This window comes from Amycolatopsis sp. WAC 01375 (genome assembly GCF_003947325.1).
Classification (GTDB): Bacteria; Actinomycetota; Actinomycetes; order Mycobacteriales; family Pseudonocardiaceae; genus Amycolatopsis.
This window is the reverse complement of sequence record NZ_QHHW01000054.1, coordinates 417,817-444,253: the sequence shown is the minus strand read 5'-3', so window position 1 is coordinate 444,253 and position 26,437 is coordinate 417,817. Positions and strand designations below refer to the sequence as shown.

Here is a 26,437-nt window from a genome sequence, read left to right as displayed (position 1 = left end):
ATGACAGCTACGACCAGCTCGTCAGCGGCGACGGCCACCCCGTCGCCGCTGGCGGACGCGACTCGCGACGAGGCGAGCCTGCGCCGGTTCCTGCACGGGCTGCCTGGTGTCGACCAGGTCGGCGTCGAGCAGCGGGCGGCGGGCCTCGGCACGCGCAGCATCAAGAAGGCCGCCAAGCTCTGGGCGATCGACACCGCCATTTCGATGGTCGACCTGACGACCCTCGAAGGCGCCGACACCCGGGGCAAGGTCCGCGCGCTCGCCGCGAAGGCCATGCGGCCGGATCCGGAACGCCCGGACACCCCGCGGGTCGCGGCCGTGTGCGTGTACCCGGACATGGTCGAGACGGCTGTCGAGGCGCTTCGCGGCACCGGCATCCACGTCGCGAGTGTCGCCACCGGCTTCCCGGCCGGCCGCACGAGCCGTGAGATCAAGCTGGCCGACACCAAGATCGCCGTCGACGCCGGAGCCGCCGAGATCGACATGGTGATCGATCGCGGTGCCTTCCTGGAAGGCCGCTATCTGGAGGTCTTCGAGGAGATCCAGGCCATCAAGGCCGCCTGTGGCGGCGCTCACCTGAAGGTCATCCTCGAAACCGGTGAGCTGGCCACCTACGACAACGTCCGCCGCGCGTCCTGGCTCGCGCTGCTGGCGGGCGGCGACTTCATCAAGACCTCCACCGGCAAGGTGTCGCCCGCCGCGACCCTGCCGGTCACCCACGTGATGCTGCAGGCCGTCCGCGACTGGTTCGTCCAGACCGGTGAACTGCGCGGCGTCAAACCCGCCGGTGGCATCCGGACGACCAAGGACGCGATCAAGTACCTGGTCGCGGTGCACGAGGTCGCCGGCGAGCAGTGGCTGACCCCGGATCTGTTCCGGTTCGGGGCGTCCAGCCTGCTCAACGACCTCCTGCTGCAGCGCCGCACCCAGGCCGACGGCCACTACAGCGGTCCCGACTACGTGACGGTGGACTGATCCATGGGCATCTTCGAGTACGCGCCCGCGCCCGAATCGCGCGACCTCGCGAACCTCAAACCGCATTACCGGCCGTTCGTGAACGGCGAATTCGTCGACGGCTCGGGTGAGCCGCTCAAGACGATCAACCCGGCCACCGAAGAGGTGCTCGCCGAGGTCGGCACCGCGTCGGTGTCCGATGTGGACACCGCGGTGAAGGCCGCGCGCAAGGCGTACGACAATGTCTGGTCCAAGATGCCGGGCTCCGAACGCGCCAAGTACCTGTTCCGCATCGCGCGCCTGATCCAGGAACGGTCGCGGGAGCTGGCCGTGCTGGAAAGCCTCGACAACGGCAAGCCGATCAAGGAATCGCGGGATTCAGACGTGCCGACGGCCGCCGCGCACTTCTTCTACCACGCGGGCTGGGCCGACAAGCTCGACTACGCGGGCTACGGCCCGAACCCGAAGCCGCTCGGCGTCGCGGGCCAGGTCATCCCCTGGAACTTCCCCCTGCTGATGCTGGCGTGGAAGATCGCGCCCGCGCTGGCCACCGGCAACACCGTGGTGCTCAAACCGGCGGAGACCACGCCGCTGACCGCGCTGGTGTTCGCGGAGATCTGCCAGCAGGCCGAACTCCCGCCCGGTGTGGTGAACATCCTGCCCGGCGCCGGGGACATCGGCGCCGCGCTGGTGGGCCACGGCGACGTGAACAAGGTCGCCTTCACCGGATCGACCGAGGTCGGCAAGGCCATCCAGCGCCAGATCGCGGGCACCGCGAAGAAGCTGACGCTGGAGTTGGGCGGCAAGGCGGCGAACGTCGTCTTCGATGACGCTCCGCTGGACCAGGCCGTCGAGGGGATCGTCAACGGGATCTTCTTCAACCAGGGCCACGTCTGCTGCGCGGGCTCGCGCCTGCTGGTGCAAGAGTCCATCGCGGAAGAGGTGCTCGAAAAGCTCCGCTACCGCGTCTCGACGCTGCGGCTGGGCGACCCGCTGGACAAGAACACCGACATCGGGGCGATCAACTCCGCCGAGCAGCTCGCGAAGATCAAGGGCCTCGTGGAGTCCGGCGACACCGAGGGCGCGCAGCGCTGGACCAGCCCGTGCCCGGTGCCGGAACGCGGTTTCTTCTTCGCTCCCACCGTGTTCTCCGACGTGCAGCAGTCGATGCGCATCGCCCGCGAGGAGATCTTCGGGCCGGTGCTTTCGGTGCTGACCTTCCGCACGCCGGATGAGGCCGTCACCAAGGCGAACAACACGCCGTACGGGCTCTCCGCCGGAATCTGGACCGAGAAGGGTTCGCGCATTCTCTGGATGGCGAACCAGCTCCGAGCCGGCGTCGTCTGGGCCAACACGTTCAACCGCTTCGATCCCGCCGCGCCGTTCGGCGGCTACCAGGAGTCGGGTTTCGGCCGCGAAGGCGGACGCACCGGACTGGAGGCCTACCTCGATGTCTGACCGTATTTCGGTGGCGAAGACCTACAAGCTCTACATCGGCGGCAAGTTCCCGCGTTCGGAGTCGGGCCGGGTGTATCCGGTCACCGACACCAAGGGCAAGTTCCTGGCGAACGCCTCGCACGCTTCCCGCAAGGACGTCCGCGACGCGGTTTCCGCCGCCCGCAAGGCTTTCGGCGGCTGGTCGGCGGCGACCGCGTACAACCGCGGCCAGGTGCTGTACCGGGTCGCGGAGATGATGGAAGGCCGCCGCGAGCAGTTCGTCGCGGAGGTCGCCGCGTCCGAAGGCGTCGCGGCCAAGAAGGCACAGTCCCTTGTGGACGCTTCGATCGACCGCTGGGTCTGGTACGCGGGCTGGACGGACAAGATCGCGACCGTGCTCGGCGGGGCGAACCCGGTCGCCGGTCCGTACTTCTCCTTCACCGTCCCGGAACCGACCGGGGTGGTCGGTGTGCTGGCACCGCAGCGGTCGTCGTTGCTCGGCCTGGTGAGCGTGCTCGCGCCGGTGCTGGCGACGGGTTCGACGGCCGTGGTGGTCTCCAGTGCGGACCGGCCGCTGCCCGCGATCACGCTTTCGGAGGTGCTGGCGACGTCCGACCTGCCCGGCGGGGTCGCGAACATCCTGACCGGCCGCGCGTCGGAGCTGGGTTCGTGGCTGGCCTCGCACGGGGACGTCAACGCCCTCGACCCGACGGGCGCGGAGCCGTCCGCGCGGGCGGACCTGGCACGCGAGGCCGCGGGCACCGTGAAGCGTGTCCTGACCGTCCCGGACGTCGAGCCGGACTGGACCGCCGACGCCGACATCGCGCGGCTGCGGCGGTACCTGGAAGCGAAGACCGTCTGGCACCCGCTGGGCGTCTAGCTTGAAGCGCGTGAAGGCCCCCTTCCCTCGGCTGAGCCGAGGGAAGGGGGCCTTCACGTTCCTCCGCAATTAGTCATCTAGATGCGCAGGGGGGCTCACGTGTCCAGGTCGGCGCCGGTCAGCGGCCGTCCCGGCAGCGGCTCGTTCTCGCCGACGGCCCGCAAGCCGTCGATCATGATCCCGATGCAGCGCCGGGTCGCCAACCGCGCGACCTCTTCGCCCTTGCCCGGCATCTGCCGCAGCAACGTCGCGAACAGGATCGCGACGTCACCGGTGGCGACGTCCGCCCGGAGCCTCCCCTCCGCCTGCGCGCCCCGGACGAAAGCGTCCATCACCAGGACCAGTTCGTCACGCAGGGCCTTGATCGCGGGGTCACTCTTCAGGATCACCAGCGCCCGTGGCGACACCATCGCGAGCTGGATGCTCAGCTGAAGCTCCATCGACTGGTGCAGGAGCCGGATCAGGGCGTCCCAGTCGGAGGCTTCCTGGTCCCTCGCGGCTTTCGCGTCCCTCAGGACCCGGTCGAAGTTGTCGACGGCGACCGCCCGGATCAACGCGTCCCGGTCCGGGAATCGCCGGTAGAGGGTGCCGACGCCGACGCCCGCCGAGCGCGCGATCTCCTCCATCGGGACCTCGGCGCCCTGTGCGGCGAAGATGGCTCTCGCGGCGGCCAGGATCTGATCCCGGTTCCGGCGCGCGTCGGCGCGCAAGCGGGTCTCGGGGTCGGCAGTCATGATCCTCGCCTCTCGAAGGGTCCTTCAGGGCCGTGATTCTCGCACGTAAGGGCGTTCCCTTCACGCCTCCCGGGAAACCACTCCTTCGCGAGTGGACGACCTGTCTCCACTTGAGTACCTTGGTGTCATAAGCGGAATAAAACCATCCGCATACGTTTTGGGGTCCCCTGTCCGAAATCGCCCGAGCCCACCCGACACCTGGGGAAGGACAACCCGAATGACTGACGTCGAGGAAACCACCGCGACCCTGCCACTGGCCCGGAAATGCCCGTTTTCGCCGCCGCCCGAATACGAGACGCTTCGCGCGGAAAGTCCGATTTCCCGGGTCGGCCTGCCGTCCGGCCAAACGGCTTGGGCACTCACCCGGCTCGAAGACATCCGCGAAATGCTGAGCAGCCCGCATTTCAGCTCCGACCGGCAGAGCGAGTCGTTCCCACTGATGGTCGAGCGGCAGATCCGCCGCGAGGACAAGCCGTTCCGCCCGTCCCTCATCGCGATGGACCCGCCGGAGCACAGCCAAGCCCGGCGTGACGTGGTCGGGGAATTCACCGTCAAGCGCATGAAGGCACTCCAGCCTCGAATCCAGCAGATCGTCGACCAGCACATCGACGCCCTGCTCGCGGGCCCCAAACCCGCCGATCTCGTCCAGGCGTTTTCCCTGCCGGTCCCGTCACTGGTGATCTGCGAACTGCTCGGCGTCCCCTATTCGGACCACGAGTTCTTCCAGTCGTGCAGTTCCAAGATGCTCAGCCGGGAAGTCACCGCCGAAGAACGGATGACCGCGTTCGAGCAGCTCGAGAACTATCTCGACGAACTCGTCACCAAAAAGGAAGCGAACGCCACCGAGGAAGACCTCCTCGGCCGCCAGATCCTGAAGCAGCGGGAATCGGGCGACGCCGATCACGGCGAACTCGTCGGGCTGGCGTTCCTGCTGCTCATCGCCGGTCACGAGACGACGGCGAACATGATCTCGCTGGGCACGGTGACCCTGCTGGAGAATCCCGATCAGCTGGCGAAGATCAAGGCGGACCCTGGCAAGACCCTCGCCGCGATCGAGGAACTCTTGCGGGTCTTCACGATCGCGGAGACGGCGACGTCACGCTTCGCCACGGCGGACGTCGAGATCGGCGGAACGCTCATCCGCGCGGGTGAGGGCGTCGTCGGCCTGAGCAACGCGGGCAACCACGATCCGGACGGCTTCGAGAATCCGGACACCTTCGACATCGAACGCGGCGCGCGGCATCACGTCGCCTTCGGATTCGGTGTGCACCAGTGTCTTGGCCAGAACTTGGCGAGGTTGGAACTCCAGATCGTGTTCGATACGTTGTTCCGGCGAGTGCCGGGCATCCGGATCGCCGTTCCGGTCGACGAACTGCAGTTCAAGCACGATTCGACGATCTACGGCCTCCACGCCCTTCCGGTCACCTGGTAGGAGGAGCCATGAAGATCATCGCGGACACCGGGAAGTGTGTGGGCGCGGGCCAGTGCGTGCTCACCGACCCCGATCTGTTCGACCAGAGCGAAGACGACGGGACGGTCATCGTGCTGAACGCCGAGCCCGAAGGCGATGAGGCAGAGGAGAACGCGCGGACGGCCGTGCACATCTGTCCTGGGCAGGCATTGTCACTCGCGTAGGGGGTGGGGGTCGTGAGTGGCGTTTCGGGTTCTAACCCGAAACGCCACTCACGACCACCTGGACCGAAGCCCTACTTGACCGCGCCCATCGACAGCCCCCGCACCAGGTGATTCTGTGCGATCCAGCCGACGATCATCACCGGCAGTGACGCGAGCAGCGCGGCCGCGGACAGCTGCGCCCAGTACAGGCCCTCGCTGGTGATGAACCCGACGAGGAACACCGGCACCGTCCCGGCCCGCGCGGCGGTGAGGTTGACCGAGTAGAAGAACTCGGTCCACGAGAAGATCACGCAGATCAGGGCGGTCGCGGCCACCCCGGGCGCGACCACCGGCATGATCACCTTCCGGAGCAGGATCGGCAGCGTCGCGCCGTCGATCCGGGCCGCCTCGATCATCTCGTGCGGCACCTCCAGGAAGAACGACCGCATCATCCAGATGGCCAGCGGCAGGTTCATCGAGGTGTACAGGATGATCAGCGCCCACACGTTGTCCAGCAGCTGGGTGTTCTGCGAGATCACGTACAGCGGGATGATCGCCGCCACGATCGGCAGCATCTTCGTCGACAGGAAGAAGCCGAGCGCGTTGCTCGTCCCCTTCACCGGCGCCAGCGACAGCGCGTACGCCGCCGGGATCCCCAGCAGCAGCACGAAAAGCGTCGAAACGACGGTCACGAACGCCGAATTCGACAGGTACGGCAGGAAACCGCGTTCGAGTACGCCGGCGAACTGGTCGAGCGTCGGGGTGAAGAACAGTCGCGGCGGATCGGTGTAGGCGTCGGCCTCCTGTTTGAAGGCCGTGAGGATCATCCACAACAACGGGAACACGAACAGGATCGCGATCACCCAGGTCGCGACCGTCAGCGCGCCCGGACCGAAGCGGCTTTTCATTTCGCGCCTCCCTGTACCGAGAACGTGCGGAACATCAGCCGCAGCGCGAAGGTCGCGACGATCATCGTCAGGATCACGACGATGACGCCCATCGCGGACGACTGCCCGATGTCGAAGCCTTGGAACGCCCGCTGATAGATGTAGAACGGCAGGTTCGTGCTGGCCGTCCCCGGTCCTCCTTGTGTCATCAGGAAGATCGCGTCGAAGCTGTTCACGATGTAGATCGCGCCCAGCAGCGTCGCCAGCTGCAGGAACCGGCTCAGATGCGGCAGCGTGATGGCGGTGAACGTCCGCCAGCGGCCGGCACCGTCGACCGACGCGGCCTCCAGCACGTCCTTCGGCTGGCTCTGCAACCCGGCCAGGATCAGCAGCATCATGAACGGCGTCCACTGCCAGACGACCTGGGCCATCACCGCGGCCAGCGGGAACTCCGAAAGCCAGTCGACGTCGGTGCCGAAGACGAAGTGCAGCAACCCGTAGGTCGGGTCGAACATCGTCGTCTTCCACAGCAGCGCACCCGCCGCGGGCAGGATCAGGAACGGCGTGATCAGCAGGGTCCGGACCACGCCGCGGCCGAGGAACTTGCGGTCCAGCAGGATCGCCAGCCCCAGGCCGAGCAGCAGCGAGAAGAACACGCACACGACCGTCAGCACCACGGTGTTCAGCAGTGCCCCGAGGAACGTCGAATCGGCGAAGACGTCGATGTAGTTCTGCAGCCCGACGAAATGCCGCGAGCCCGGCCGCACCAGGTTCCACGACTGGAACGAGTAGAACACCGTCAGCACGAACGGCAACTGCGTCACCGCGACGACGAACAGCAAGGCGGGCAACAACGGCAGCCGTCGTTTGAACGGCGTATCGGTGCCACGCTTCGGAGCCGTCGCCTTCTTGGCGTGGGCGGGCTCGGGGCGGGCAGGAGCGGAGATCGTGGACATCACTGCGCCTCCTGATACGACTTGCCGACGGTCTGCGCGTACTCCTGCGACTGCTTGAGTGCTTCGTCCACGGTGATCTGGCCCGCGATCGCCGCCGAAAGCTGCTGGCTCACGCGGGTACCGAGGTCCTGGAACTCGGGGATACCGACGAACTGGATCCCGGGGTAGGGCACCGGATTCGCCATCGCCTTCCGCTGGTCGGCATCCGCGATGCCGTCCAGTGTCGGCTGCGCGTAGGCCTTGGCTGCCTCGCGATACTGGGGGATGTCGTAGGTCGACTTGCGCACGCCCGGCGGGACGCGGTTCCAGTCGCCGTATTCCTGGGCGACCCGCTGCACGTAGGCCTTGTCGGTCATCCAGGACATGAACTTGAAGGCGGCATCCTTGTCTTTCGCCACCTTCGGGATCGCCAGCGCCCAGGTGTAGAGCCAGCCGCTCGCTTGCGTCTTTTCCACCGGAGCCGGGGCGTAGCCGGATTTCCCGACGACCTTGCTCGCCGACGGGTCCTCGTTCGTGCCCGCCATGACCGTGGCGTCGTACCACATGGCGGCCTGGCCTTGGGTGTACCGCGTGCCGCATTCGGAGAAGCCCGCGCTCGACGCGCCGACCTCGCCGTGGTTCCGCACGAGGTTCACGTAGAAGTCGGCGGCGGCCTTGAATTCGGGGCTGGTCAGCTTGGCGTTCCAGTCCTTGTCGAACCACTGCGCGCCGAAGGTGTTGGCGACCGTGGTGAACGGCGCGAGGCTCTCGCCCCAGCCGGGCTTGCCGCGCAGGCAGATCCCGGCGACGCCCTTGGCCTTGTCGTCGAGCTTCGCGGCGAACTCGGCGATCTGCGTCCATGTCGGCTTGGGGGGCATGGTGAGCCCGGCCTGCTCGAACAGATCCTTCCGGTAGGCCAGGAAGGACGACTCGCCGTAGAACGGCACCGCGTAGAGCGATCCGTTGTGAGACAAGGACTCTTTGATGCTCGGGATGAAGTCGTCCGCGTCGTAGGAGGGGTTCGCCGCGATATGCGGTTCGAGGTTCTCCAGCCAGCCGTTCGCGGCCCACTGCGGCGCCTCGTAGTTGCTGATCATGACGACGTCGAATTCGCCGCCCTCGGTGGCCGTCGACGCGGTGATCTTCGCGCGTGCCTGGTTTTCCGGCAGGGACACGAATTTGAGGGTGACGCCGGGGTTCGCCTTCTCGAACTCGCCGGAAAGCTCGATGGCGTCCTTCATCTGCGGGTTCGCGACGATCGCGACGACGAGCGTCCGGTCGCCGGTCCCGAGCGCGCCCGCACCGGCGCAACCGGTGAGGGTGAGCAGGAGAACCGCGAGCAGAGCGGCTGCTTTACGCACTTTCGCCTCCCGGTATGACCTGCACCTTCAGGCCGGCGCCGCTGCGCATGAGGGCGAGCGCGTCGGGGTACTGCTCCAGCGGCAAGGTGTCGGTGAGCAGCGCGGCGGTGTCGACGGCGCCGTCGGCGACCAGGTCGAGCGCGGCACCGAAGCTGTTCATGACGGCCATCGAGCCGACGACAGTGATCTCGTCGTTGTAGATCCGGAACGGCGAAAGCGCGACGCGCGCTTCGGCGGGCGCGACCCCGAAGACCAGCAACCGACCTCCGCGTTGAAGCGAGTCGAAAGCGGCTTCGATGGCGGGCGCGGCGCCGGTGCAATCCGCGGCGGCGTCGAACTTCTCGTCGTCGAGATCCTTCACGTCACCGGCGACCGCGGCCGCGCCGAGGTCCATGGCACGGCCGAGCCGTGAGGTGTTGCGGTCGACCACCGTGACGTGGGCGCCCGCGCGCTGCAGCAACTGCTGCATGATCAGCCCCATCGTGCCCGCGCCGACGACGAGGAACCGCTCCCCCGCCTCGACGCCGATCCGGCGCACACCGTGCACGGCACAGGAGACCGGCTCGACGAGGGCGCCCTGTTCCCAGGTCATCGTGTCCGGCATGCGGTAGCAGTTCGCGGAAGGAACGGCGACGTACTCGGCGAAGGCGCCGTTCACGGTGTCGCCGGTCGCGTTCCAGTTCTCGCAGAGGTTGCCGCGGCCGGACCGGCAAGGCTTGCAGTAACCGCAGAACAGCGACGGGTCGACGGCCACCCGGTCGCCGATCTTCCAGCCACCCGGCACGTCGGCGCCGAGTTCGACGATCTCGCCTGCGAACTCGTGGCCGGGGACGATCGGATACGGCGTCGGCGGGAAGTGCCCGTCGGCGATGTGGAGGTCGGTCCCGCAGATCCCGCAGGCACCCACCTTGACGACGACCTGGCGATCCCCCGGTTTGGGATCGGGTACCTCACCGACCCTGATCTCCCCGGGCTTGTCCACGATCGCGGCACGCATGCCAGCTCCTCTTCTCTCCGCTCAAATGAGCGGGACGGGCTTATGCTTCGAACTGCATGTCAGGGCTGTTGATGTCCCCGCATGGTGAACTTTTCCCTGGTGTTACGTCAACCTTTCGTGCAGATTTCGCGTTATCATGCTCATATGAGCGCGAAGAAGCAGACTCTGGGCCTAGTGGAGTCTCTGCGCCTGGCCGCGGTGGCCCGGCGGTTCTACGACCAGGGAGCCTCGAAGCTCGAGATCGCCGACGAGTTCGGCATCAGCCGGTTCAAGGTCGCGCGAATGCTCGACACAGCCAGGGAAAGCGGCATCGTCAAGGTCGAATTCCACCTGCCCGCGCCGGTCGACCTCGTGCTGTCCGAAGAGATCCGTTCCGCGTACCGGCTGGACCGCGTCCTAGTGCTCGAACGAGCGCCGGAGCCGGAGTCCCGCGAAGTGGCCCGACGGAAGATCGGCACTCTCACGGCTCAGCTCCTGGCCGAAATCGTCACTCCCGGCGACGTTCTCGGCCTCTCCTGGGCACGTTCCGTGAACGCGATGACCGACGCGATCCAGTCGCTGCCGAAGTGCCCGGTCGTGCAACTGTGCGGGGTGCAGGCGGGCATGGACATGCGGGACCGATCGGTGGAGACGGTCAGCCGCGTCGCCTCCGTCTCCGGCGGGCAGGCGTACCCGATCTTCGGCCCGCTCGTCCTCCCCGACCGCCGCACCACCGAGACGCTGCGCAGGCAGCCCGGGATCGCGGAGACGTTCGGGCAGTTCAAAAACCTGACCAAGGCCGTCGTCAGCATCGGCGCGTGGAAGCCCGAGGAATCGACCGTCTACGACGCTCTCGACGAAGCCGAGCGCAGCGCCATAGCGAAACGCGGTGCCAAAGCAGAAGTCTCGGCGCGGCTGTTCGACGCCGACGGCACCCCGATGTCCACCGGACTGGCCCACCACGTGCTCGCCATCAGCGCCGAGGAACTGCTCGCCGTCCCCGAAGTGATCGCGTTGGGTTACACGGAACCGAAAGCCGAAGCGATCGACGCCGTCCTGCGCTCCGGCATGGTCTCGACGCTGATCACCGACGCCGCCGCGGCCATCCCCCTCCTCAAGCTGGCCGATGCCCGCCCGCCCACCTAGCCGCACCCACGCGAGTTACGCCTCCAAACACGCGAGTTACGCCTTCAATCACGCGAGATCCGTCTGCAATCACGCGAGATCGCGTGACCGGGTCGCCCGATCCTGAGCCGCCATCACGTCGTCGCCGTGCCTGAACGCCCACTCCCCGAAGGCTTCGATGGGTGCGAGCAGCGTGGCTCCGAGGTCCGTCAGCGAGTACTCGACCTTCGCCGTCCGGCCGCAGTCGCGCCTGCCGACCAGGCCGTTGAACTCCAGCCGCCGGACGGTCTCCGTGAGCACCTTCGTACTGATCCCGCCGAGCCGTCGCCGCAGTTCGGCCGGCCGCAGCGGCCCGTCGCGCAGGGCCCACAACACGACCGGGTTCCACGTGTTCGCCATCAGGTCGAAGGCCAGCCTGGCACGGCAATCGGCGAGGAAGACGTCGTTCATCGGACCTCCGGTAACCAATCGGTACCTGCACGGCTTACTACGGTCATGGGGTAACTCGATCTTAGGGAGCGGCACATGCGTATCGGTATCTTCGGCGCGGGCGGGATGGCGGAGGCGCTCGGCGGCCAGTGGGCCAGGGCCGGGCACGAGGTGATGGTCGCCGCCCGCGACCGGGCCAAGGCCGCCAGGATCTCCCCGCGAGTGGGAACCTGGGAGGAGACAGCCCGCGCCAGTGACGTGATCCTGCTCGCCGTTCCCGCCGCGTCGGTGACGGAAATCCTTGCCGTCGCCGGAGATCTCGCCGGGAAGGTCTTGATCGACTGCACCAACGCCGTCGGCCCGGGCGCCTCGCTCACGGTCCCCGACCAGGCCGCCCGGATCGCCGCAGCCGCACCGGACGCGCACGTGGTCAAGGCGTTCAACCTGTGCCACGTGGACGTCTGGCGGATGACTCCGCCGGTGTTCGGCGGCCGTCCGCTGGCGGTGCCGATCTGCGGCGACAAGGTCGGCGAAGTGAGCGAACTGGTCCGCGACCTCGGGTGCACTCCCCTGGTCGCGGGCGGCCTCGACCGGGCGGCGCTCATGGAGGCGACGATGGCGTTCATGGTCGGGCTCTGGTTCGACGGCCACGACGCCCAGGCCTGCTTCCCGCCCCTTCCGGTGTGATTTCAGGGTCGTCCCCGATGTGCCGGCCGGGCAGGCGGGCGAGCCTGTGCGACATGGGGACGAAGACGTGGCGGCAGCTGACCGTGTGGCTGCACGTCATCACGTCGGTGGGCTGGATGGGGCAGGCCTTGGCGCTGTTCACCCTCCTGACGATCAGCCGCACGAGCGAGGACGGCGCGATCCGCGTCGCCGCGACGTCCATGGCGCACGAGATCGACTCGTTCCTGCTGGCGCCGCTCGCCAACGCGTCGGCCTTCACCGGCTTCATGCTCGCCGCGGCGACGGCCTGGGGTTTCACCCGGCATTGGTGGGTGCTGGCGAAGTTCGCGATCACGCTCGTCCAGCTCTATGCCGGGATCTTCCTGCTGTCCGGCGCTTTGCAGGATTCCGTGGTGGCGGCGCGGGCCGGTGGGCCGGCACCGGTGGCGCTCGTGGCCGGGACCGCGCTGATGGCGAGCGCGCTCGCGTTCCAGGCGTGGCTTTCGGTGGCGAAACCGTGGGGCAAGGTCCGCTCCGGCGGGAAGCTGCCGACCGCGCCGACGTGGGTGTTCGTCGCCGCGGTCCTCGCGCCGCTCACCGACATCACGGTGGGCTTGATGCTCGGCTATCCGTTGCCCGCGCTGTCGCTGATCGTGCTGTTCGTCCAGCTGGTGCGGCGCCGGCGACTGCTCGCTGTCCCGAGTCCGTGAAAGCCTCGTTTCACGCACGCGCGTGCTAGGAAAGGACCGTTCCTTGCAAATTTTGCAAGGAACGGTCCTTTCCTAGCACGGGTAAGCGGCCGAAAATCAGAGCTGGTCCACCGCCGTGATCCGGATGACCGCCGAGCCCGCCTCGTCCGAAGCCGCCAGGTCGACCTCGGCGCTGATGCCCCAGTCGTGGTCGCCCGCCGGATCGTCGAAGATCTGCCGCACCCGCCAGATCTCCGTCTCCTGCTCGATGATCAGCAGCTTGGGCCCGCGCGCGTCCGGCCCGATACCAAGGGTTTCGTGCTCGTCGAAATAGTCCTCGATGGCGTCTTCCCACGCGTCGGCGTCCCAGCCCGAAGCGGCGTCCAGATCGCCGAGCGTCCCGTAGGCCCGCCGCGACGCCAGCTCCACCCGGCGGAAGAGCTCGTTCCTCACCAGGACACGGAAGGCTCGCTCGTTCCGCGTGACCGCGGGCGGCTCGGATGGCGGCCGCACCGAAACGGGACCCTCCTCTTCGGGGTGCCGCAAGGCTTCCCACTCGTCCAGGAGGCTGGAGTCGACCTGGCGCACCAGTTCGCCCAGCCATTCGATGAGGTCCTGCAACCCCTCGGTCTTGGCCTCGTCGGGGACCGTGTGCCGCAGCGAGTCGTAGGTGTCGGTGAGGTACCGCAGCACCAGCCCTTCCGAACGGGCGAGCTGGTAGAAACCGATGTACTCCACGAAGTTCATCGCGCGCTCGTACATGTCGCGCACGACGGACTTCGGCTTGAGCTCGTAGTCCTCGACCCACGGATGCCCTTGCCGGTAGCGGGAATACGCCGCCTCCAGCAGTTCTTCGAGCGGCTTCGGGTACGTGACGTTCTCGAGCAGTTCCATCCGCTCGTCGTATTCGATGCCCTCGGCCTTCATCGCCTGGACGGCCTCGCCGCGCGCCTTGAACTGCTGCTGCGACAACACCGGCCGCGGATTATCCACAGTGGATTCCACAATGGACACGACGTCGAGCGGATAGGACGGCGACTCGACGTCGAGGAGCTCGATCGCGGCCAGCGCGAACGGCGAAAGCGGCTGGTTCAGCGCGAAGTCGAACTGCAGGTCCACGGTGAGCCGCACGATGCGGCCCTGCTCGTCGGGCTCGTCGAGCCGTTCCACGACGCCCGCCGCGAGCAGCGCGCGGTAGATCGCGATCGCGCGCAGGATCAGTTTCCGCTGGGCGGGACGGTCGGAATGGTTGTCCTCCAGCAGATGCCGCATCGAGTCGAACGCGTTGCCCGGCCGGGAGACGACGTTCAGCAACATCGAGTGGCTGACCTGGAAACTAGATGTCAGCGGTTCCGGCTCGGCCGCGATCAGCCGGTCGAAGGTGCTCTCCGTCCAGTTGACGAACCCTTCTGGCGCCTTCTTGCGGACGATCTTCTTTTTCTTCTTGGGATCGTCGCCCGCCTTCTCCAGCGCCTTGGCGTTTTCGACGACGTGGTCCGGTGCCTGTACGACGACGTAGCCGTCGGTGTCGTACCCGGCGCGGCCGGCGCGGCCGGCGATCTGGTGGAACTCACGCGCCTTGAGATGCCGCTGCCGCACGCCGTCGTACTTCGTCAGCGCCGAGAAGACCACTGTGCGGATAGGTACGTTGATGCCGACGCCGAGGGTGTCGGTCCCGCAGATCACCTTCAGCAGCCCGGCTTGCGCGAGCTGCTCGACCAGGCGCCGGTACTTCGGCAGCATGCCGGCGTGGTGCACGCCGATACCGTGCCGGACCAGCCGCGACAGCGTCTTCCCGAACCCCGCCGAGAACCGGAAGCCGCCGAGCATCTCGGCGATGGCCTCCTTCTCCGCCTTCGAGGTGACGTTGATGCTCATCAGCGTCTGCGCGCGTTCGATCGCCGCCGCCTGCGAGAAGTGCACGACGTACACCGGGGACTGACCGCCGTGGAGCAGCTCGGACATCGTCTCGTGCAACGGCGTCAGCGCGTAGCGGAAGGTCAGCGGCACCGGCCGCTCCACCGAGGTGACCACCGCGGTCGGACGGCCCGTCCGGCGGATGAGGTCCTTCTCGAAGAACGAGACGTCGCCCAGCGTCGCCGACATCAGCACGAACTGGGCGTTCGGCAGCTCCAGCAGCGGCACCTGCCAGGCCCAGCCGCGATCCGGCTCCGAATAGAAGTGGAACTCGTCCGCGATGACCTGCCCGACCGGCGCGTCGGCGCCGAACCGCAACGCCATGTTCGCCAGGATTTCCGCCGTGCAGCAGATGATCGGCGCGTCGGCGTTCACCGCCGAGTCGCCGGTCATCATGCCGACGTTCTCGGCGCCGAAGATCTCGATGAGCTGGAAGAACTTCTCCGAGACGAGCGCCTTGATCGGGGCCGTGTAGTAGCTGCGGCGGCCATGCGCGAGCGCGGTGAAGTGCGCCCCGACGGCGACCAGGCTCTTTCCCGAGCCCGTCGGCGTCGACAGGATCAGGTTCGCCCCGGAGACCACTTCGATGATGGCCTCTTCCTGTGCCGGGTACAGCTCGAGCCCGCGCTCGGCCGTCCAGGTGGAGAAGGCTTCGAACAGCGAGTCGGGGTCGGGACGCGCAGGCAGGAGGTCTGTAAGTGTCATCAGAGGACCTATCGTGCCATCCGTTGGTCGCTTCTTGCCCAGGGGTGATCGCGCCCTCCGCCGGAAACCCGTAGGCTTCGCGTTACCGCGCACCTATCGGGCAAGCATCACCCGGTCGCGCACACAGGCGGTAATCCGAGAGGGCTTAGGAATGGCACAGGACATCATCCCGATCGAACTCGGCCTGCCTCAGGGTGACGTCGTCACCCTCTGGGCGCCGCGCTGGCGGGAAGACGGCGAGGAGTGGGAAGCCTTCCTCGGCGACGAGGAAGACCTGTACGCCTTCCCGGACGCGGCGCATCTCGCGGCCTTCGTTCGGACATCCGAGCAGCACGACCTGCTCGACCACCCGGCGTGGGAGGTCGTGCCCGCGCTGAACGTGCCCGAGCTGATCCCGGACGACGACCACACCTACGACCTGGTGGGCGTCCCCGAGCTGGTCGCCGAGAAGCCGGACCAGTGGACGCTCGGCGAGCTGGCCGAGATCATCGGCATCGTGCGTTCGCTCGCGGACGTGTGCGAGCTCGACGAGGTCCACGAAGTCCTCGACGCGCACGAGAGCTTCTCGCTGCTGGATCAGGGCACACTGCCCTTCTCCGGCCGCGACGGCGAGCGTCTCTGGGCGGACCTGTCGCAGGCGGTCTCCGAGAAGTGGGACACCGTCCTCGACGCGATCGACGGCCTGGTGACCGCTCCCGACGTCGACGAGAAGGTGCTGGAGCAGACGGCGGAGGAGCTCGCGACCTTCCTCGCGGAGTCCGCCGAAGCCGAAGCGGCCGCCGCCGACGAGGACCTCGTGGACGATGACGACGAGGACGAGGACGAGGAAGACGACGAGCCCGTCGGTTTCTGGGGCGAGGTCGGCATCGACCCGATCAAGATCATCACCTCCGGCGCCGAGTACTACACACTGCGCTGCTACCTCGACGACAAGCCGATCTTCCTCGGCAGCGAAGGCGAGATCGACGTCTTCACCTCCGAGAAGGCCCTCATCCGCGCGATCGCGGACGGCAAGGACCTGGCGGACAACGACCTCTCCCAAGTGTCCACTTGGGACGAGGTGGCCACGAAGGCCACCGCGGGCGAGCTCGAAATCGACGTCGACACCGAGAACACCTACGTGTTGAACGGGATCGCCGACGACATCGCCGATGGCCCCGAGGCGATCGACCCGACCCAGCTGGAGCTGGCCGTCGAGCTGATCACCGACGCCGCCGAATGGGCCGAGGACGACAGCGTCGAGACCGCGCTGGCGTCCAACGAAAGCCTCGGCTGGCTGGTGTCGTTCGTGCTGCGGCCGGACCCCTCGCGGCTCGAACCGAGCGCTCCGTTCGACGCAGAGCAGTCCGAGTGGCGCAAGCTCGTCGAGACCTTCGAGAACCGCCTCACGGTCGTCTGATCCTTCCACGGGACGCTATGAAAGGCCCCTTCATTGCAAATTTTGCAATGAAGGGGCCTTTCATAGCGCTTGGGGGCTCTCGTGCTTGACGGGCACCAGGGCGATGGCCAGTACCGGGAAGACCGCGGCCACGCAGAACGCCAGGGCGTATCGGCTGTCACCGATCACGAGACCCAGCAGCGGCGGCGTGAGTGCCGCGGCGATGTTCTGTCCGGTGTTCTGCGTGCCCATCGCCCGCCCTGCCCACGCGAGCCCGGCCATCTCCGCCGACGCGGTGAACCCGAGCCCGTTGTCCGACACGGTGATCACCGCGGCCAGCACGAGCGCGAGCAGCACCAGCCACGGCCACGTCGCGTCCCCGAGCGCGACCAGCAGCATCACCCCGGCACTCGCGATCGCCAGCTGCCGCATCGGCCGCAGCCTGCTGCCGGCGCGGTCGGACCAGTAACCCGACGCGATCCTGCCCAGCGCGCCGAGGATCTGGACGGCGCCGACGAACCAGCCCGCGGACGCGGCCGTCCAGCCGTGCATGGTCACCAGATACACGGGGGTGAAGGCGGAAACCGTGAACTGCGGGACGACGAGCAACGCGCTCGCGCCGTGAACCCGCCACAACGCCGGCTTCCGGTACGGCGACGGCGGCTTCTCCCGCTTGCCCGCTTCGACCTTCGGACGCGGCGGATCCACCAGCAGCCAGGCGACGAGGAGCGCGACGGCGATCGCGGTCAGCGCGGGCAGCAGGAGCGAGACCTGGAATCCCCAGCGATCCGCGAGCGGCGGGAGACCGAAGGCGGCGACGCCCACCCCGAGCGGCTGGGCCATCTGGCGGATGCCCATCGCGAGGCCCCGTTCGGCCGGACCGAACCAGCCGAGGACGGCCCGGCCGCTCGCGGCGTTCACTGACGCGGTGCTCGCACCGGCGAGCAGGAACACCCCAAAGAGGATCCCGAGCGAGTGGTCGCCGACGGCCGCGTACACGAGGAGTAACCCCGAGACGCCGAGTCCGAGGGCCATTACCAAACGCTCTCCGTAACGGTCCGCGGCCGCACCCCACAAGATCAAGGTGAACAGCAGGCCAAGACTCGGCGCCGCGACCACGGTTCCCGCTTCGGCGAGCGTCAATCCCTCCGCACGTTGCATGGTCGGCACCAGGAACGGGAGCCCGTAGAGGAACGAACAGCTCGCGGTCTGCGCGGCGAGGCCGAGCGCGAGGATGAGCCAGCGTCGTTTTCCGCCGACCCCCACGTCCACGACCTGCGTCATCACGACCACCGTTTCACTATCCGAGAAGGTTCTCCTACATAGTGAACGATAGTTGTCTATGCTAACGAACGCAAGGACGCGTAGCCCGGCTTGATGACCGTGTTGATGATGTCGAGCCGCTGGTCGAAATCGAGGAAGGCGGATTTCATCGCATTGATCGTGAACCACTCGAGATCGGCCACCCCGTAGCCGAACGCGTCGCTCAGTGCCGCGAATTCGCTGGTCATCGAGCAGCCGCTCATCAGCCGGTTGTCGGTGTTGACGGTGACCCGGAACCGCAGCCTGGCGAGCAGGCCGAAGGGATGTTCGCCGATCGAGCGCGCCGCTCCCGTCTGGACATTGGACGTGGGGCAGATCTCCAGCGGGATCCGGCGGTCGCGGACGTAGGCGGCCAACCGTCCCAAATGGACCGTGCCGTCACTGTCGGTCTTGATGTCCTCGACGATGCGGACCCCGTGGCCGAGCCGCTCGGCACCGCAATGCTGAATCGCCTCCCAAATGGACGGCAGCCCGAACGCCTCTCCGGCATGAATGGTGAAATGCGCATTATTCGTCCGCAGAAACTCGAATGCGTCGAGATTTCTGGTAGGCGGAAATCCGTCTTCCGGTCCGGCGATGTCGAACCCGACCACGCCGGCGTCGCGGTAGCGGACGGCGAGACCGGCGATCTCGAGCGCCCTGGCGTGCTGGCGCATCGCGCAGAGCAACGTCCCGACGCGGATCCGGCCGCCGCCGTCCGCCACTCTCCGTTCACCTTCGGCGAATCCGGCCTGAATGGCCTCGACCACCGCATCGAGTGACAGCCCGCGTTCGACGAAGAGTTCGGGGGCATACCGCACCTCGGAGTAGACGACCCCGTCGGCCGCGAGGTCTTCCACCGCCTCGGCGGCCACTCTGACCAGCGCTTCCTCGGTCTGCATGACACCGCAGGTATGCGCGAACGTCTCAAGGTACGAGACGAGGGAGCCGGAATCGGCGGCGTCGCGGAACCATCGGCCGAGTTCGGCGGGATCGCTGGTCGGCAGGGCCGTGTACCCGGTCTGCTCGGCCAGTTCGGCGACCGTGGCGGGACGCAATCCGCCGTCCAGGTGGTCGTGGAGGAGAACCTTCGGAGCGCGGGCCAGTACCGCCTCCGGGATGCTTGGTCTGCTGCTTTCAGAGGACATACGTAACGGTAACCAGCCTGTCATTCCCCTACATGGTGGTAACTCGTACGCTCTGGTTAACCCTAGGCTTTGTCGATCACGAGCTGAATCGGCCATCAGGGTCAGAGCTCGACATTGTCCGATACCCGGGGGCCATACGCAGAGCAATTTCGCAATGGATAAGCTTGCCGTCACGTCCCTCCCATTTCCCCGCCCACGAAGGACACCGCAGTGACCACTGACAACCACATTGCAGCCCCGTCCTTCGACCGGATGCGCAACATGCTGGTGCGCGCGGCCGAAGTGCGTGAGAGCGAACAGCAGCAGATCTTCGACGCGCTCGACGACATCTACGCACGTCTGGCCCCGGTCGACTCGCTCGGCGCGGTGCGCAAGCGGCTCTCGGAGATGCCCGACCGCACCGAGACGAGCGTGCTCGCCGAACGTCTCGACGAGACCATGTCGCGGCTCGAAGCGCAGGACACCGCGATCGCCGCGCTGACCCGCGCCGTCGAGAGCATCGTCGACAAGCTGGCGAAGCCGTTCGCTCAGCTCGACGGCCGCCTCGACGGCATGGCCGCGCGCCTCGAAGGCGTCGGGGGCCGGATGGACGGGCTCGAGGACAAGCTCCAGAACATCCACCGCCGTCTCGACGAACTCGGCGCGCACCTCGACAAGCAGGACGTGAAGACCGACGCGCTGCCGCAGTCGGTGATCGGCCCGGTGCGCGAGCGCGTCGAGCAGGCCGAGTCGACCCTGCGGGACCGCGTCGACACCGTCGACCGCGAACTGCGCACCCGCGTCGAGAACCTCGACAAGGCGACCAAGGAAAGCCTCACCGCGAACACCGAGGCGCTGAAGACCGCGCTGACCGAGACCGGCGAGATGATCGACGCTTCGGACCGCCTCGACGGCCTCGGCGACCGCCTCGAAAAGGTCACCTCGCGCCTCGACCACCTGGCCGAGCGCCTCGACAAGGTCGAGGACGGCTTCACCGGCCGCCTCGGCGACCTCGACGGCTCGATCCGCTCCGGCCTGTCGAAGGTCGAGAGCACGCTGCAGAAGCAGCCGGACACCGACTCGGTCGACACGCTGGTGCGCAAGAGCAACGACGAGTCCGTACGCCGCATCGGCGGCCAGCTGGACGAGGCCATGGCGACCTTCGCGGAGCTGATGCTCGGCGGTGGCCCGGCCGTGCAGCAGATCTCCCCGCCGCCGCCCGCCCCGCGTCAGCCGCGCCGCAGCTCGCGCAACGGCCGCGCGCCCAAGGCGGCCGACGCCAAGGCCAAGGCCGACGGCACCGACGAGACCACCGACTGATCCGCTTGTAGCGCGTGAAGGCCCCCTTCCCTCGGCCCAGGTCCGAATGACCAGCCGAGGGAAGGGGGCCTTCACGCTTCTCTGGTCTCTTCGTGCTCGGGCACCGACCTGCGTTTAGCCCCTGATCGCGATCCGCCGGGCCCTCTCCGCAATTCGTCATCTGGTTGCGGCAGAGCCAACCGCGACGAGGCCACGCGTCCGCCGGTGCCCCACTTGGACGGCCGACGTCGGTGCCCCCAATGTGGCATTGGGGACACCGAGCGTCCCCAATGCCACATTGGGGGCGCTCGCTCCCGGCAAGACCCTCCGCAATTCGGCACCTGGTTGCGCTAGTTGCGCGTGCAACTACCGCAACCAGATGACGAATTGCGTGGGTCAGGGCCGCACGGTCTCCAGGACGAGCGGAGCGGAGGCCGGGGCCTCCGAGGAGACGGCGTAGGCGTCAGCGAGCGCAGCGAGAGCCGAAGGAACAGCGTCCGGCGTATCGGTGTGCAGCTCCAGCAGCGGCTGCCCGGCCGAAACCTCGTCGCCCGGCTTCGCCAGGCACAGCACGCCGGCCGCGGCCTGCACCGGATCCTCCTTGCGCGCCCGCCCGGCCCCGAGCCGCCAAGCGGCGACTCCGACCGAATAAGCGTCCAAACGCGACAAAACCCCATCGGCGGGCGCCGAGACGACGTGGACGTGCTCAGGTCGCGGCAAAGGAGCGTCCGGGTCCCCGCCCTGCGCGGCGATCATCCGGCACCACGTCTCGTAGGCCTTCCCCGACGCGAGCACCGCCGCCGGGTCCACATCGGACAATCCCGCCAGCGCCAGCATCTCCCTGGCCAAAGCCACGGTCAGCTCGACGACGTCGGCCGGGCCGCCGCCGCGCAGCACCTCGACCGACTCCGCGACCTCGATCGCGTTGCCGACGGCGTATCCCAACGGCACGTTCATGTCCGTGATCAGCACAGTCGTCGCGACGCCGTGCGCGGTCCCGATCTCCACCAGGGTCCGCGCGAGTTCACGAGCCTGCGGAAGCGTCTTCATGAACGCGCCCGAGCCGGTCTTCACGTCGAGGACGAGCCCGGCCGAACCTTCCGCGATCTTCTTGCTCATGATCGAGCTCGCGATCAGCGGGATCGACTCCACCGTCGAGGTCACGTCCCGCAGCGCGTACAGCTTCTTGTCGGCCGGAGCCAGCCCGGAGGTGGCCGCGCAGACCACCGCGCCGACCTCGTCGAGCTGCCGGATGATCTCCGATGTCGACAAAGCGGCACGCCAACCGGGGATCGACTCCAGTTTGTCGAGTGTCCCGCCGGTGTGCCCGAGCCCGCGTCCGGACAGCTGCGGCACGGCCGCCCCGCAGGCCGCGACGAGCGGCGCCAGCGGAAGCGTGATCTTGTCGCCGACCCCGCCCGTCGAATGCTTGTCGATGGTCGGGCGGCTGACCTTCAGGTCGAGCCGCTCCCCCGACGAGATCATCGCGCCGGTCCAGCGCGCGATCTCGCCGGAATCCATGCCCCGCAGGAAGATGGCCATCGCGAGCGCGGCCATCTGCTCCTCGGCGATGTCGCCGCGTGTGTACGCGTCGATCGTCCAGTCGATCTGCTCGTCGGTGAGCCGTCCGCCGTCCCGCTTCGCGCGGATGACGTCGACAGCGGCGAACGCGCTCATGGCAGGTCGTCCGGCCCGAACGCGTCCGGCAGCACCGCGGACATCGGCAGGATGCCGCTGGGAGTGTCCACCAGGCACTCCGCACCACCGTGCTCGAACAGGATCTGACGGCAGCGCCCGCACGGCATCAGGAGATCACCGGCGCCACTGCGGCAGGCGACGGCGACCAGTTTGCCGCCGCCGGTCAGCCGCAGTTGCCCCGCCATCGTGCATTCCGCGCACATTCCCAAGCCGTACGAAGCGTTTTCGACGTTGCAGCCGACGACGATCCGGCCGTCGTCCACCACTCCCGCGACGCCGACGTGCAGGCCCGAGTACGGCGCGTACGCCGACTTCGCAGCCTCGACGGCTTGCGCCCGCAAGGCTTCCCAGTCGTACTCCGCCATGTCAGTCCTCACCTCGCCGATAGGTGGCGCCGATCGCCTTGGGCGGCCGCAGCCGCTGCGAAGCCACCGCCAGCACGATCAGCGTCACGAAGTGCGCGGTGTACGGGATGAGGTCGCTGGGCAGGTCGTCGTTGGTCCAGTAGATCGCGTACAGCGCGACGGCGCCGACGACACCGAGCGCGGAAGCGATCCACTGACGGCGGAACAACTGCACCGCCACGATCACGGCAAGCAGGATCACCGCGCCGTACAGCAGCGCGAGCACCGCGGTGCCGCCACCGGCGAGCTGGAGGCCGTCCGCGTAACCGAACAGCGCCGCGCCGCCGAGCAGGCCGCCCGGCCGCCAGTTGCCGAAGATCATCGCCGCGAGGCCGATGTACCCGCGGTTGTTGGTCTGGTTCTCCAGGTAGTCCGCACCGCCGGCGAGCAGCACGAGCGACGCGCCACCCATTCCGGCGAGCCCGCCGGAGATGATCATGGCGATGTACTTGTGCAGGTAGACCTTCACGCCGAGGGACTCGGCCGCGACCGGGTTCTCACCACAGGACCGCAGCCGCAGGCCGAACCGCGTCCGCCACAGCACGAGGTAGCTGATCGGGACCAGCGCGATCGCGATCATCGTCAGCGGCGCGACCTCGGTGACCAGGCCGTTGAGGATGCCGGCGAGGTCGGAGACGAAGACGCGCTGCATCTTCTCCAGATCCGAAAGCCAGTCCGAGAGGAACGTCGCCGAATAGGTGTCGAACTTCGGGACCGGCGGCGACTGACGCGGGTTCCCCGAAAGCGGGGTGAACACCAGGTTCGCCAGGTACTTCGCGACTCCGAGACCGAGCAGGTTGATCGCCACACCGGAGACGATGTGGTTGACGTTGAAGGTCACCGTCGCGACGGCGTGCAGCAACCCGCCGAGCGCGCCGAACACCACTGCCGCCAGCAATCCGGCCCAGACGCCGCCGTAGAACGCGCCCCAGGCGGCACCCCAGGTGCCGAGGATCATCATGCCTTCGAGGCCGATGTTGATCACGCCGGCGCGTTCGGCCCAGAGGCCGCCGAGTGCGCAGAGCAGGATCGGCAGCGCCAGCCTCAGCGCGGTGTGCGCGGTGTTGGTCGAGGTCAGCGTGTTGACGCCGGTGGCGTACGACGCGATCGCGAGCACACCGACGGCCAGCAACCCCCAGATCGCACCCTTGAGCCAGCCGGGAATGCGGCGCTTCGGCGGCTTCACCGGCATGGTGGTCCCGCCCGTGTTGGGCGACAGAACGTCCGCGGTGGTCACACCGCACCTCCCTCGGAAACGCTCGATCCCTTGCGGCCGTTGCCTGCCAGCGCGCGACCGACGCGACGCTGTTCGGCGGCCAGGTCCGCGCGGCGCACGATCTCGTACGCGATGACGACCGACAGCACGATCACGCCCTGCATGATCGTGGCGATCTCTTTGGACACGTTGATCTGTTCGAGCGACACCGCGGACCGGTCGAGGAACGCCCACAGCAGGGCGCCCAGCGCGATGCCCGCCGGGTGGTTGCGGCCGAGCAGAGCGACCGCGATACCGGTGAAGCCGTACATCTGGGTCGAAGTGATGCCGTAGCTGAAGTCGCGGCCGAGCAGTTCGGGCATCGCGACCAGGCCGGCGACGCCACCGGAAAGCAGCATCGCGATCAGCGTCATCTTCTTGGCGTTCACCCCGCCGGCGGCAGCCGCCGTCGTCGATTCGCCGGAGGCCTTGAGCTCGAAGCCGAACCGGGTCCGGTTGAGCATGAACCAGTAGGCCCCGCCGATCAGCGCCGCGATGAACACGAAACCGAACAGCTCACCCGAAAGGATCGGGATACCCGGGATCCGGCCCGTCTCGGCGATCTCGCGGGTGGCGATGTTGTTGCCGGTCTGCACGCCGAACTGGTCCGCGTTGACCAGGAACGCCACGATGCCGCCGACGATCGCGTTCAGCATGATCGTCGAGATGACCTCGGAAACGCCTCGGGTCACCTTCAGCACGGCCGGGATGGCCGCGTACAGCATGCCGCTGGCCACCGCGACGACCAGGATCGCCAGCACGTGGATCACCGGCGGCAGCTGCAGCGCCCCGCCGATGATGGCGGTGACGATGGCGGCGAACCGGTACTGGCCCTCGACACCGATGTTGAAGAGGTTCATCTGGAAGCCGATGGCCACCGCGAGCCCGGACAGGTAGTAGACCGTCGCGAGGTTCACCGTGTCGACGGCCGTCGAGCCCTTGAAGAGCTGGCCGACCATCGTGCCGTAGGCCTGGAGCGGGTCCGCGCCCGAGATGATCAGCGCGATGGCCGTCAGGATGACCGCGAAAACGATCGCGAGCAGAGGCGGAAGCAGCCTCGTACGCCAGGAACTCACGATGCACCTTCTTCGGAGTCTTCGGAGGCACCCGTCATCGCGGAGCCCAGTTCCTGCGGGGTCACGGTCGCGGGGTCGGCCTCGCCGACCAGTCGTCCGCGCAGCATGACCTGAATGGTGTCGGAAAGCCCGATCAGTTCGTCGAGGTCGGCCGAAACCAGCAGCACGGCCAGCCCGGCCGCACGGGCCTGGCGGATCTGCTCCCAGATCAGCGCCTGCGCGCCGACGTCGACGCCACGCGTCGGATGCGACGCGATCAGCAACACCGGATCGCCGGAAAGCTCGCGCCCGACGATCAGCTTCTGCTGGTTGCCACCGGAAAGCGCGGCTGCGGGGACGTCGATGCCCGGCGTGCGGACGTCGTATTGCGCGACGATGCGGCGGGTGTCCTCACGCGCGCCGACGATGTCGAGCAACTGTCCTTTCGCGACCGGCTCGCGGGTCTGGTAGCCGAGGATCCGGTTGACCCACAAGGGTTGCGTGAGCAGGAGGCTGTGCCGCGTGCGGTCTTCGGCGATGTAGCCGATCCCGGCCTCGCGACGGGCGAGCGTCCCCAGTTTGTGCAGTTCGACGACCCGTCCGTCGACCTCGGTCAGTTCGATCCGGCCGCCGCCCTTGCGCATGCCCATGATCGTCTCGACGAGTTCGGTCTGGCCGTTGCCCTCGACACCGGCGATCCCGAGCACCTCACCCGCGTGCACGGTGAAGGAGATGTGGTCGAGCACGTTGCGCTCGGAACCCTCGACGCTCAGGCACACGTCGTCCAGGCGGAGGACAGGCCGATCGGTCACAGTGGACTCGCGGGTCTCCGGGCTGGGGAGCTCCGAACCGACCATCATCTCGGCCAGCTGCCGCGACGTGATCGTCTTCGGATCCGCCGTGCCGACGGTGGTGCCACGCCGGATCACGGTGACCGTGTCGGCGATCGCGCGCACCTCGTCGAGCTTGTGCGAGATGAAGATGAAGGTGAATCCGTCCTTCTGCATGGCGCGGACGGTCTCGAACAGCGCGTCGACCTCCTGCGGCACGAGCACCGCGGTGGGCTCGTCGAGGATGATGATCCGCGCCCCGCGGTAGAGGACCTTGACGATCTCCACGCGCTGGCGGTCGGCGACGCCGAGCTCTTCCAGCAGCGCGTCCGGGCGGGCGCGCAGGCCGACGCGTTCGGCGAGTTCCGCCAGCTTCGCCCTCGCCGCGCGGCCGATGCCGTGCAGGTTCTCCGCGCCGAGGAAGACGTTCTCCCCGACGGTGAGGTTGTCGGCCAGCATGAAGTGCTGGTGGACCATCCCGATCCCGGTCTTGATGGCGTCCTGCGGGTTGCGCAGTTTCACCGGTTCGCCGTTGATCGCGATGTCGCCCTCGTCCGGCTGTTGCATGCCGTAGAGGATCTTCATCAGGGTCGATTTGCCCGCGCCGTTCTCGCCGCAGACAGCGTGCACCTCGCCCTTGGTGACGGTGAGGTTGACGTCGGAGTTGGCAACGACACCGGGGAACCGCTTCGTGATCCCGGTCAGCTGCACGGCCGGTTCACCCCGGTCGGGGGCGTCGGTGACCTCGGCCTGGGGAGCGCTCATGGAAAAGCCATCCAG

At 67.7% G+C, this 26,437-nt stretch carries 24 protein-coding genes; 10 read left to right on the top strand and 14 right to left on the bottom strand.

Annotated features, from left to right (window positions below; translation table 11 throughout):
• Genes deoC through DL991_RS37140 form a run of 3 tightly spaced genes read left to right on the top strand, consistent with a single transcriptional unit; the run spans position 1 to position 3,271 of the window.
• Positions 1–975, top strand: a complete 975-nt coding sequence (gene deoC, locus DL991_RS37150; RefSeq protein ID WP_125788974.1) for a deoxyribose-phosphate aldolase — start codon at positions 1–3, stop codon at positions 973–975.
• 3 nt (positions 976–978) lie between these two features.
• Positions 979–2,412: an aldehyde dehydrogenase family protein gene (locus DL991_RS37145; protein ID WP_125788973.1), complete on the top strand. Its 1,434-nt coding sequence runs from the start codon at positions 979–981 to the stop codon at positions 2,410–2,412.
• On the top strand, positions 2,405–3,271 hold the full coding sequence (locus tag DL991_RS37140) for an aldehyde dehydrogenase family protein (protein WP_125788972.1): 867 nt from the start codon (positions 2,405–2,407) through the stop codon (positions 3,269–3,271). Before DL991_RS37145 ends, DL991_RS37140 begins: the two co-directional genes overlap by 8 nt.
• 95 nt (positions 3,272–3,366) lie before the next feature.
• Here DL991_RS37140 and DL991_RS37135 read toward each other — a convergent pair whose 3' ends face one another.
• Positions 3,367–4,005 carry a TetR/AcrR family transcriptional regulator gene (locus tag DL991_RS37135; RefSeq protein ID WP_125788971.1) on the bottom strand — a complete coding sequence of 213 codons (639 nt, stop codon included), beginning with the start codon at positions 4,003–4,005 and terminating at the stop codon, positions 3,367–3,369.
• Positions 4,006–4,222: 217 nt separating this feature from the next.
• Between DL991_RS37135 and DL991_RS37130 the strand changes: the two genes are divergently transcribed.
• On the top strand, positions 4,223–5,437 hold the full coding sequence (locus tag DL991_RS37130; protein WP_125788970.1) for a cytochrome P450: 1,215 nt from the start codon (positions 4,223–4,225) through the stop codon (positions 5,435–5,437).
• Between the two features lie 8 nt (positions 5,438–5,445).
• Positions 5,446–5,640 (top strand): ferredoxin, encoded by a 195-nt coding sequence (locus DL991_RS37125; RefSeq protein ID WP_125788969.1) that lies wholly within the window; start codon positions 5,446–5,448, stop codon positions 5,638–5,640.
• A gap of 71 nt (positions 5,641–5,711) precedes the next feature.
• Here the strand turns inward: DL991_RS37125 and DL991_RS37120 are convergent, their stop codons facing one another.
• From DL991_RS37120 to DL991_RS37105, 4 genes are read right to left on the bottom strand one after another with little or no spacing between them, the layout of a single operon-like run.
• Positions 5,712–6,527: a carbohydrate ABC transporter permease gene (locus tag DL991_RS37120; protein ID WP_125788968.1), complete on the bottom strand. Its 816-nt coding sequence runs from the start codon at positions 6,525–6,527 to the stop codon at positions 5,712–5,714.
• Complete coding sequence (locus DL991_RS37115) at positions 6,524–7,462, bottom strand: carbohydrate ABC transporter permease (RefSeq protein WP_125788967.1); 939 nt, start codon at positions 7,460–7,462, stop codon at positions 6,524–6,526. Before DL991_RS37115 ends, DL991_RS37120 begins: the two co-directional genes overlap by 4 nt.
• Positions 7,462–8,802, bottom strand: coding sequence for a sugar ABC transporter substrate-binding protein (locus DL991_RS37110; RefSeq protein WP_125788966.1), 1,341 nt, complete (start codon positions 8,800–8,802; stop codon positions 7,462–7,464). Before DL991_RS37110 ends, DL991_RS37115 begins: the two co-directional genes overlap by 1 nt.
• On the bottom strand, positions 8,795–9,799 hold the full coding sequence (locus tag DL991_RS37105; RefSeq protein WP_125788965.1) for a zinc-dependent alcohol dehydrogenase family protein: 1,005 nt from the start codon (positions 9,797–9,799) through the stop codon (positions 8,795–8,797). Before DL991_RS37105 ends, DL991_RS37110 begins: the two co-directional genes overlap by 8 nt.
• A 144-nt stretch (positions 9,800–9,943) precedes the next feature.
• Between DL991_RS37105 and DL991_RS37100 the strand changes: the two genes are divergently transcribed.
• Complete coding sequence (locus tag DL991_RS37100) at positions 9,944–10,924, top strand: sugar-binding transcriptional regulator (RefSeq protein WP_125788964.1); 981 nt, start codon at positions 9,944–9,946, stop codon at positions 10,922–10,924.
• 69 nt (positions 10,925–10,993) lie between these two features.
• On the opposite strand, the gene DL991_RS37095 is transcribed toward DL991_RS37100, so the two are convergent.
• Positions 10,994–11,353 carry a helix-turn-helix domain-containing protein gene (locus DL991_RS37095; RefSeq protein WP_125788963.1) on the bottom strand — a complete coding sequence of 120 codons (360 nt, stop codon included), beginning with the start codon at positions 11,351–11,353 and terminating at the stop codon, positions 10,994–10,996.
• 75 nt (positions 11,354–11,428) lie between these two features.
• Here DL991_RS37095 and DL991_RS37090 point away from each other — a divergent pair, with 75 nt between their 5' ends.
• Both DL991_RS37090 and DL991_RS37085 read left to right on the top strand, forming a co-directional pair.
• Positions 11,429–12,019 (top strand): NADPH-dependent F420 reductase, encoded by a 591-nt coding sequence (locus tag DL991_RS37090; protein ID WP_125788962.1) that lies wholly within the window; start codon positions 11,429–11,431, stop codon positions 12,017–12,019.
• Positions 12,020–12,072: 53 nt separating this feature from the next.
• Entirely contained in the window at positions 12,073–12,708 is a 636-nt protein-coding gene (locus tag DL991_RS37085; RefSeq protein ID WP_125788961.1) for a hypothetical protein, read from the top strand.
• Positions 12,709–12,804: 96 nt separating this feature from the next.
• On the opposite strand, the gene DL991_RS37080 is transcribed toward DL991_RS37085, so the two are convergent.
• Positions 12,805–15,309, bottom strand: coding sequence for an RNA helicase (locus DL991_RS37080; RefSeq protein ID WP_125788960.1), 2,505 nt, complete (start codon positions 15,307–15,309; stop codon positions 12,805–12,807).
• A 151-nt stretch (positions 15,310–15,460) separates the two neighbouring features.
• On the opposite strand from DL991_RS37080, the gene DL991_RS37075 reads away from it, so the two are divergent.
• Positions 15,461–16,708 carry a primosomal protein gene (locus DL991_RS37075; RefSeq protein WP_125788959.1) on the top strand — a complete coding sequence of 416 codons (1,248 nt, stop codon included), beginning with the start codon at positions 15,461–15,463 and terminating at the stop codon, positions 16,706–16,708.
• Positions 16,709–16,768: 60 nt separating this feature from the next.
• On the opposite strand, the gene DL991_RS37070 is transcribed toward DL991_RS37075, so the two are convergent.
• Positions 16,769–17,971: an MFS transporter gene (locus DL991_RS37070; protein WP_125788958.1), complete on the bottom strand. Its 1,203-nt coding sequence runs from the start codon at positions 17,969–17,971 to the stop codon at positions 16,769–16,771.
• A 56-nt stretch (positions 17,972–18,027) separates the two neighbouring features.
• Positions 18,028–19,137: an adenosine deaminase gene (locus DL991_RS37065; protein WP_125788957.1), complete on the bottom strand. Its 1,110-nt coding sequence runs from the start codon at positions 19,135–19,137 to the stop codon at positions 18,028–18,030.
• A gap of 210 nt (positions 19,138–19,347) precedes the next feature.
• On the opposite strand from DL991_RS37065, the gene DL991_RS37060 reads away from it, so the two are divergent.
• Positions 19,348–20,436 carry a PA containing protein gene (locus tag DL991_RS37060; RefSeq protein ID WP_125788956.1) on the top strand — a complete coding sequence of 363 codons (1,089 nt, stop codon included), beginning with the start codon at positions 19,348–19,350 and terminating at the stop codon, positions 20,434–20,436.
• A gap of 375 nt (positions 20,437–20,811) precedes the next feature.
• Here the strand turns inward: DL991_RS37060 and DL991_RS37055 are convergent, their stop codons facing one another.
• From DL991_RS37055 to DL991_RS37035, 5 genes are read right to left on the bottom strand one after another with little or no spacing between them, the layout of a single operon-like run.
• Entirely contained in the window at positions 20,812–22,092 is a 1,281-nt protein-coding gene (locus DL991_RS37055) for a thymidine phosphorylase (RefSeq protein ID WP_125788955.1), read from the bottom strand.
• On the bottom strand, positions 22,089–22,478 hold the full coding sequence (locus DL991_RS37050) for a cytidine deaminase (RefSeq protein WP_125788954.1): 390 nt from the start codon (positions 22,476–22,478) through the stop codon (positions 22,089–22,091). The genes DL991_RS37055 and DL991_RS37050 overlap by 4 nt, the downstream gene beginning before the upstream one ends.
• A gap of 1 nt (position 22,479) precedes the next feature.
• Complete coding sequence (locus DL991_RS37045) at positions 22,480–23,754, bottom strand: ABC transporter permease (protein ID WP_199746253.1); 1,275 nt, start codon at positions 23,752–23,754, stop codon at positions 22,480–22,482.
• The gene (locus DL991_RS37040; RefSeq protein ID WP_125788953.1) at positions 23,751–24,848 is read right to left on the bottom strand and encodes an ABC transporter permease; all 1,098 of its coding nucleotides are present in this window, start codon (positions 24,846–24,848) and stop codon (positions 23,751–23,753) included. The genes DL991_RS37045 and DL991_RS37040 overlap by 4 nt, the downstream gene beginning before the upstream one ends.
• The gene (locus DL991_RS37035) at positions 24,845–26,422 is read right to left on the bottom strand and encodes an ABC transporter ATP-binding protein (protein WP_125788952.1); all 1,578 of its coding nucleotides are present in this window, start codon (positions 26,420–26,422) and stop codon (positions 24,845–24,847) included. Before DL991_RS37035 ends, DL991_RS37040 begins: the two co-directional genes overlap by 4 nt.
• Positions 26,423–26,437 lie beyond the last annotated feature (15 nt).

Excerpts from the sequence above, each read along its gene's own strand:
- DL991_RS37135 (WP_125788971.1), bottom strand. The coding sequence starts at position 4,005 with ATGACTGCCGACCCCGAGACCCGCTTGCGCGCCGACGCGCGCCGGAAC.
- DL991_RS37100 (WP_125788964.1), top strand. The coding sequence starts at position 9,944 with ATGAGCGCGAAGAAGCAGACTCTGGGCCTAGTGGAGTCTCTGCGCCTG.
- DL991_RS37130 (WP_125788970.1), top strand. The coding sequence starts at position 4,223 with ATGACTGACGTCGAGGAAACCACCGCGACCCTGCCACTGGCCCGGAAA.
- DL991_RS37035 (WP_125788952.1), bottom strand. The coding sequence starts at position 26,422 with ATGAGCGCTCCCCAGGCCGAGGTCACCGACGCCCCCGACCGGGGTGAA.
- DL991_RS37080 (WP_125788960.1), bottom strand. The coding sequence starts at position 15,309 with ATGACACTTACAGACCTCCTGCCTGCGCGTCCCGACCCCGACTCGCTG.
- deoC (WP_125788974.1), top strand. The coding sequence starts at position 1 with ATGACAGCTACGACCAGCTCGTCAGCGGCGACGGCCACCCCGTCGCCG.
- DL991_RS37115 (WP_125788967.1), bottom strand. The coding sequence starts at position 7,462 with ATGTCCACGATCTCCGCTCCTGCCCGCCCCGAGCCCGCCCACGCCAAG.
- DL991_RS37140 (WP_125788972.1), top strand. The coding sequence starts at position 2,405 with ATGTCTGACCGTATTTCGGTGGCGAAGACCTACAAGCTCTACATCGGC.
- DL991_RS37075 (WP_125788959.1), top strand. The coding sequence starts at position 15,461 with ATGGCACAGGACATCATCCCGATCGAACTCGGCCTGCCTCAGGGTGAC.
- DL991_RS37050 (WP_125788954.1), bottom strand. The coding sequence starts at position 22,478 with ATGGCGGAGTACGACTGGGAAGCCTTGCGGGCGCAAGCCGTCGAGGCT.
- DL991_RS37095 (WP_125788963.1), bottom strand. The coding sequence starts at position 11,353 with ATGAACGACGTCTTCCTCGCCGATTGCCGTGCCAGGCTGGCCTTCGAC.
- DL991_RS37070 (WP_125788958.1), bottom strand. The coding sequence starts at position 17,971 with ATGACGCAGGTCGTGGACGTGGGGGTCGGCGGAAAACGACGCTGGCTC.
- DL991_RS37065 (WP_125788957.1), bottom strand. The coding sequence starts at position 19,137 with ATGTCCTCTGAAAGCAGCAGACCAAGCATCCCGGAGGCGGTACTGGCC.
- DL991_RS37125 (WP_125788969.1), top strand. The coding sequence starts at position 5,446 with ATGAAGATCATCGCGGACACCGGGAAGTGTGTGGGCGCGGGCCAGTGC.
- DL991_RS37120 (WP_125788968.1), bottom strand. The coding sequence starts at position 6,527 with ATGAAAAGCCGCTTCGGTCCGGGCGCGCTGACGGTCGCGACCTGGGTG.
- DL991_RS37090 (WP_125788962.1), top strand. The coding sequence starts at position 11,429 with ATGCGTATCGGTATCTTCGGCGCGGGCGGGATGGCGGAGGCGCTCGGC.
- DL991_RS37145 (WP_125788973.1), top strand. The coding sequence starts at position 979 with ATGGGCATCTTCGAGTACGCGCCCGCGCCCGAATCGCGCGACCTCGCG.
- DL991_RS37105 (WP_125788965.1), bottom strand. The coding sequence starts at position 9,799 with ATGCGTGCCGCGATCGTGGACAAGCCCGGGGAGATCAGGGTCGGTGAG.
- DL991_RS37055 (WP_125788955.1), bottom strand. The coding sequence starts at position 22,092 with ATGAGCGCGTTCGCCGCTGTCGACGTCATCCGCGCGAAGCGGGACGGC.
- DL991_RS37085 (WP_125788961.1), top strand. The coding sequence starts at position 12,073 with ATGGGGACGAAGACGTGGCGGCAGCTGACCGTGTGGCTGCACGTCATC.